Source organism: Panacagrimonas perspica, assembly GCF_004364935.1.
GTDB lineage: Bacteria > Pseudomonadota > Gammaproteobacteria > Nevskiales > Nevskiaceae > Panacagrimonas > Panacagrimonas perspica.
In genome coordinates, this window is record NZ_SOBT01000012.1 from 368,743 (window position 1) to 375,521 (window position 6,779).

A 6,779-nucleotide genomic window follows, 5' to 3' on the forward strand; every position below is an offset into this window, starting at 1 on the left:
CAATGTCAGCCAGTTTGCGCGGGTGGTTTTCGCGCAGGCTTCAAGGGCGAAGGCTTTAGCGCCTTGCGGGCATTCGCTTGCAGGCGCTTCGAGAATCCAGGCAAGTCGAGGCCGTGGTGTTTGCCCAGCGCCACCGCGCGTTGATCGACCTGCGGCCAGTCCGGTGGCCAGGCCGGATTGCAGAACGCCAGCGCAATACGGTTGCCGCCCACCGAAACCGGCACGACCAGGACTTGTTCGTCGAAGATCTTGGCGATGCTGCGGATCAGGGCATCGGAGCGGCCGACGGTGCCGACGAGATTGACCACCAGCAGACCGCCGGGCCGCAGGCGCGCGCGTACCGAAGCGTAGAAACGCTCCTCGCAGAGCGCGGGCGCAATGCCATGCTGATCGCAGCCATCGACCAGCACCACATCGGCCGATTGGTGCGTCGTCGCAAAATACTCGGCGCCGTCGGCGTGCACGATGCGCAGGCGCGCATTGGGGCGGGGCACCTGGAACAGCGGCGCCAGTTCGATCACGCTCTGATCGATCTCCACCGTCGTGATCCGCGCATGCGGAAGCTGGCGATAGCAGAACTTGGTCAGGGAGCCGCCACCGAGCCCGACGATCACGACGTGCTTGGGCTGAGGCTGAAACAGCAGGAAGGCCATCATCTTCCGGGTGTAGGCCAAGCTCAGCGCATCCGGTGCCTTGAGGCTCATCCGGCTCTGGGTGAAACGCAGGCCCAGATGCAGTTGCCGATATTCGCCGTCTTCGAGTACGAAGGGTTTGGCGTATCGTCCGTTACGCAGGCGTTTCAGTAGTTCCGGCACTGCCACGGGCTCCGGGATGGGCTCATTGAGATAGGCGATGTACCGCCCGTCCGGAAAGACCACCGGCACTTCCCAGATCTGGGAATCCGCCAAGGGATCCAACGGGTCGGAGACGGCGGCAGGATCGAGAAGGCCGTTGGCGTGGCGCGCGCTCATCGCCTGTCATCGCTGCCCGGGGGCAGGTTCGCGGGCGCCTCGGCGCTGCGGGTCGCTGCATCGCAGGCTCTCAGCGCGGTGCCGAAATCCCGGAAGTAGCGGCGAGGCCCGGAATGCTTGCGCGCCAATCCGGCCCGCACCAGTTTGCGCAGGACGTTGGGGCGGGCTTCGCAGAGCATCACGCGCACCTTGCGGCGCTCGAGGTTCTGAGTCGCCTCTTCCAGCGTCTGGATGCCGGTGATGTCGATGAACGGCACCCGGTTCAGGCGAATGACGATGCAGCGCGGATCGCTGTGCGTCTGTTCCAGCGCGCGCTCCAGATTCTCCACGGCCCCGAAGAAGAACGGACCTTCGATGGAATAGACCAGCACATCCGGCGGCAGATGCGAGCGGCCGTTGTCCCGCAGTTCGTGCTGCAAGGCGTGCTCATCGAGGCGGAGCACCTCGACCGCGGAGGCCATGCGCCGCAGGAACAGCAGCATCGCCAGGATCACGCCCACGTTGACCGCCACCACCAGATCGGAGAACACGGTCAGCAGGAAGGTGATGAGCAGGATGGACACATCGGCCCGTGGCGCAGTCCGGACCATGCGCAGGAAATGTCGCGCGTCGCTCATGTTCCAGGCCACTACGAACAGGATCGCCGCCAGGGCGCTCAGCGGCACTTGCGCCGCCAGCGGCGCCAGCAGAAGCAGGATCAACAACAGGGTCAGCGAATGCACGATGCCCGCGAGGGGGCTGGTTGCGCCGTTGCGGAAATTCGTGGCCGTGCGTGCGATGGCCCCGGTGGCGGCGAATCCACCGAACAGCGGTGTCACCAGATTGGCGATGCCCTGGCCGATGAGTTCCTGGTTCGAGTTGTGGCGCGTACCGGCCATGCCATCGGCGACGACCGCTGACAGCAGCGACTCGATGGCGCCCAGCATCGCGATCGCGAATGCCGAGGGCAGCAGTGCCACCAGCCGATCGAAACTCACCGCCGGGAAGCTCAGGTGCGGCAACCCCTGTGGAATCCCGCCAAAAGCGGTGGCGATGGTCGCCACGCCTTCCAGGCCGAAGACCCACTGAATCGAGGTGGCCACGACCATGGCGATCAAGGGGCCGGGTACGCGCGCAAGACCGGGTATCCGCGGTCCGTAGATGACCAACCCCAGGCTGAGCAAGGCCAGCATCGTGGTGGGTGCGTGAAGCTGCGGAAAGCTCGCCAGCAGGTGCAGCAGTTTCTCGTGGAAGTGCGCGCCGGTGGCAGCCGGCATTCCGAAGAAATCCTTCCACTGGCCGATCCAGATGATCACACCGATGCCGGCGGTGAAACCGACGATCACCGGATCGGGAATGAAGCGCAGCACGCCGCCGAACTTGGCCACGCCGAGCAGAATCAGCATCACGCCTGCCATCGCGGTTGCCAGCAGCAGTCCGTCCACGCCGTGCTGGGCCGTTATCGCCGCCAGGATGACGATGAAGGCGCCGGTCGGCCCGGCAATCTGGATGCGGCTTCCGCCGAACAGGGACACCACCAGCCCCGCGATGATGGCGGTGTAGATGCCCTGCTCGGGCTTGACGCCCGACGCGATGGAGAAAGCCATCGCCAGCGGCAGGGCCACGACGCCGACGATCACGCCCGCCACCACGTTGCGCGCCCATTGATCGCGTCGGAACAGACCGGCTTTTGCTGCCTCCAGCACCGCGATCATGGATCCGCTCTCGTGCAATGTAATGTGAATAATATTATCATGACATATGTATAAAATACGTGTTCAATGCCCCTGTGAGCCGCCCCTCGGCCTCTCCCGCGCGAACGCCGGTGCTTCGACTTCGAGACTTCGATGGAACGCCTGATCCGACCGATGCAGGCGCGCGACATCCCGGCCTGCCTGGAGCTGTGGCGCGAAGTCGAGGGCATCGTGCTGCGGGATGAATCGGACAATGCCCCGGCGCTGGAGACGTTCCTGGCGCGCACCCCCGATCTGAGCTTCGTCGCCGAGGACGGCCCCCACATCATCGGCAGCATTCTTTGTGGCCACGATGGGCGGCGGGCCCACGTCTATCACCTGGCGGTTCGCCAGGGATTGCGCCGGGCGCGCTGCGCCACTGCCCTGTTCAACGCCAGTCTCGAAGCGATCCGGGCGCAGGGCATCACGCGCTGCCACGCGTATGTGCGTGCGCGCAATCTCACGGCATTGAAATTCTGGAGCAGCGTGGAGGCGCGATTGCGACGCGATATCCACGTCGTCACGTTGCAGATCGACCCGTCCGCTCTGTCGGGCGCTTGAGACCGGCTCTCGGCAACAGCGCGATTCCACATTCTTGCGCAGGGAGCACCATGCGTTTACCCGCGACCAGCTTTGCAGGCGTACTCGGCGCCTACGACGTCCTCATCAACTGGGGCGATCGGGAATACCGGGAAGATATCCGAACCCTGCGGCGTAATGCCTACGAGGATTTACTGGACGGCCTGCGTCATCTGGAACCACGGGCGGCAGATGCGAAATCCGAGACCCAGATGAAGACCGCATACGCGCTGGCTGAAAAGGCGCGTGTGATGTACAGCGCCGGCGGGGACATCAATGGCAGCGTGGCGGCTCTCAAACTGTCACGGGATGCATTCCTCAGTGCCTCGCTGAAGGCGGAGGATGAGTCCGCTTCTTAGTCGTCTGGCAAGACGAGCACGTCTCGCTGCGCGTTTACAGCCCTAAACCGATGGTCTGGTCGACTAGCGGGCGCGACAAAAATCGGAGCCCGTCGTCGCAACGGATCAGATGCCGGACGTCTTCATGGGATTGGCGCTGCCTCGCTGTGCAGGATGCAGCGACGAGAGGGAACAGCGGCTCCCATCATTTTCATCGTCGCCCTGGTCGTAACCGATCCAGGCAGTCGCGGGACTGATCCTGCAGCGATAACCTGCTAGATCCTACCGAGTCGCCCTGGTGGTCTTGCGCGCCGACTTCGATGTGTAGGTCACACCGTGCTTGGTCAAGTATTCTCGGATCAATTGCCGGATGACTTGCGAAGGCGTCAGGTCCTGCTGTGCGCACAGCGTCTCGAAAGCCCTCTTCTTGTCAGGGTCCATGAGCAAGGTGAAGCGGGCCGTCTTCGATTCCATTGACCGATAGTATCATGCAATGTGAATCAAATGATAACGGCGGAGTAGCTCTCGGAGGACCGGCCGGGCGTAGGGATCAGGTCCGGGTCTCTGAATTCACGGAAGTCATTGACGGGCAATCCGGCCAACTCGATTGCCGTTCATCGCGCTGCGTGACACCCGGCTACGCCCGGCGGACATTCGGCGGCGCCCACGCGATTTCAGGGACTTTCGGCGGAACGCCGGGATTCCAGGATGCCGGGCCATTCTACGTTGCCGCGGGTGAGTCCCCCGTTTCGAAAGGCGGCAATCACGGGCTGCGGCTCCGGGTTGATCGGACCGGCGGATCCAACGCCCTTCCTGCGCTCGCGCCGATATCGCACGCGGCATTGCCGGGATCGCGATGCCTGAGGTGACTCGACGCCTCGATTTTGCAGAACGTGATGGGAATCCGTCATTCAGCCGCGGCGCATGCCCCCGGCCCGTCGGGATGCGCGGTAAAAGGAATATTTGATGATCATGAAAATCACATAGCGTCTGTATTCCGTCACAACGCCGAAAAGCGCCGATATTTGGTCGCGAAACCGTCGCTCTATTGGCGTACAGGCTGAACTTATCCGGGGTACGGGACTTGCACTTCTCGCACGCAAACTCAATCCGCGTGCGTTGGTTCGCACGTCATCCGGAGAATCCAGGCCCGTGAATGTTTCCAAATCGATGAATCCCACCGGAGGGCAGGTCCGAGTCGCAGCGGCGCTTCTGGTCGCCCTGCCCACGCTCAGCGCAGTGACCGGGTTTGCTCACGGCAGCGGGGTGCTCGGCGGCACGCTTCCCGTGCTTGCCGTTCTTGCGACGCTCGCGGTCGGTGGATGGGGTGCGCTTCTGCTTCTGGCGAGTTCGAGTCGATCCAAGCAAGCCCCGCAAATTTCCGAAGCGGAGTCGCGTCATCGCCGCGACACCGCGCGGATTCGACAGGGGCTGGATGTCGTGCAAACCAATGTCATGGTTGCAGACGCCGACCTCAACGTGGTCTACGTCAACGAGTCGATCAAACACATGCTGAGTCTCGCCGAGTCCGACATTCGCAAGGATCTGCCGGCTTTCAGCGCGGCTGCGGTGGTAGGCACCAACATCGACACGTTTCACAAGCAGCCCTCCTACCAGCGCAAGTTGCTGGCGGAGATGAAGGCCACGCACAACGCCAGGCTGGTGCTCGGTGGTCGAACCTTCAGTCTGATCCTGAATCCGATCAACGACGACAAGGGCGGGCGCCTGGGCTATGTCGTGGAGTGGAAGGACCTGACCGCCGAACTCGCCGCCGCTGCGCGCGAGCAGAAGCTCTTGGCGGAGACCTCGCGCGTCAAGCAGGGACTGGACGTGGTCGTCACCAACGTGATGATCGCGGACTCCGACCTCAACGTGGTCTACGTCAACAATTCGATCAAGGAGATGCTCAAGCTTGCCGAGGCCGACATCAAGAAGGACGTGCCGAGCTTCAATGCCCTCGCCGTGGTCGGCACCAACATAGATACCTTTCACAAGAACCCGGCATACCAGCGCGATCTGCTGTCCAGGATGACCAGTACGCACAACGCCAAGCTGGTGCTCGGTGGTCGAACCTTCAGCCTGATCCTGAATCCGATCAACGACGACAAGGGTGGGCGCCTGGGCTATGTCGTGGAGTGGAAGGACCTGACCGCCGAACTCGCGGCTGCGGCCCGCGAAGCCGAGCGCCAGGCGGTGGAGCGAAAGCTGTCCGACGAAAATCTGCGTATCAAGAACGCGCTCGACAACGTGTCTGGCAACGTGATGATCGCAAACAACGAGCGCCAGATCGTGTACATGAACGCGGCGGTCAGCGAGATGCTGGTGAGTGCCGAGAGCGAGTTGCGCAAGGCGCTGCCTCACTTCGATGCACGCAAGCTGCAGGGCGCGCTGATCGACGTGTTCCACAAGAATCCGGCCCACCAGACGCAGATGCTGGCCAACCTGCGCAGCACCTATCGCACCGAGATCAAGGTTGGCACGCTGACCTTCGGCCTCATCGCCAGCCCCATCGTCAACGACAAGGGCGAGCGTCTGGGCACGGTGGTCGAGTGGCGCAACCGTACAGCGGAAGTCGCAGTGGAGTACGAGGTCAGCAGCATCGTGGCGGCTGCCGCCAATGGCGACTTCACGCGCCGCATCGGACTCGAGGGCAAGGACGGCTTCTTCAAGATGCTGGCCGAAAACGTGAACCTCTTGCTGCAGACCAGTGAAGTGGGTCTGAAAGAAGTGGTCCGGGTCCTGGGTGCGCTGGCCAAGGGCGATCTCACCGAAACCATTGCGACCGAATACAAGGGCACCTTCGGGCAGCTCAAGGACGACGCGAACGCCACCGTCGAACAGCTGACGCAGATCATCACGCAGATCAAGACCGCCACCGACACCATCAACACGGCGGCCAAGGAGATTTCCTCGGGCAACACCGACCTCAGCGCGCGTACCGAGCAGCAGGCCGCCTCGCTGGAAGAAACGGCGTCCTCGATGGAAGAGCTGACCAGCACGGTCAGGCAGAACGCGGAGAACGCCAAGCAGGCCAATCAACTCGCGATGGGCGCCAGCGAAGTGGCACGCAAGGGTGGCCAGGTGGTCAGCGAAGTGGTCACGACGATGAGCGCGATCAACGAGTCGAGCAAGAAGATCGTCGACATCATCAGTGTCATCGACGGCATCGCCTTCCAGAC

General features: G+C 62.9%; 6 protein-coding genes. 3 read left to right on the forward strand and 3 right to left on the reverse strand.

The features are described 5' to 3' along the window. Positions 1-5: 5 nt before the first annotated feature. Both DFR24_RS23245 and DFR24_RS23250 read right to left on the reverse strand, forming a co-directional pair. The gene (locus DFR24_RS23245) at positions 6-971 is read right to left on the reverse strand and encodes a fused MFS/spermidine synthase (RefSeq protein ID WP_133883845.1); all 966 of its coding nucleotides are present in this window, start codon (positions 969-971) and stop codon (positions 6-8) included. Beyond that, a complete protein-coding gene (locus DFR24_RS23250; protein WP_133883846.1) occupies positions 968-2,665 on the reverse strand; it encodes a SulP family inorganic anion transporter in 1,698 nt (565 codons plus the stop codon). The genes DFR24_RS23245 and DFR24_RS23250 overlap by 4 nt, the downstream gene beginning before the upstream one ends. Positions 2,666-2,797: 132 nt before the next feature. Here DFR24_RS23250 and DFR24_RS23255 point away from each other — a divergent pair, with 132 nt between their 5' ends. Further along, the gene (locus tag DFR24_RS23255; RefSeq protein ID WP_133883847.1) at positions 2,798-3,244 is read left to right on the forward strand and encodes a GNAT family N-acetyltransferase; all 447 of its coding nucleotides are present in this window, start codon (positions 2,798-2,800) and stop codon (positions 3,242-3,244) included. 50 nt (positions 3,245-3,294) lie between these two features. After that, positions 3,295-3,621 (forward strand): hypothetical protein, encoded by a 327-nt coding sequence (locus DFR24_RS23260; protein ID WP_133883848.1) that lies wholly within the window; start codon positions 3,295-3,297, stop codon positions 3,619-3,621. A 261-nt stretch (positions 3,622-3,882) separates the two neighbouring features. Here DFR24_RS23260 and DFR24_RS25050 read toward each other — a convergent pair whose 3' ends face one another. Continuing rightward, positions 3,883-4,074, reverse strand: a complete 192-nt coding sequence (locus DFR24_RS25050; RefSeq protein ID WP_133883849.1) for a ribbon-helix-helix protein, CopG family — start codon at positions 4,072-4,074, stop codon at positions 3,883-3,885. 678 nt (positions 4,075-4,752) lie between these two features. Between DFR24_RS25050 and DFR24_RS25220 the strand changes: the two genes are divergently transcribed. Then, positions 4,753-6,779: PAS domain-containing protein (locus DFR24_RS25220; protein WP_133883850.1), on the forward strand; the 2,027-nt coding region annotated here is incomplete at its 3' end.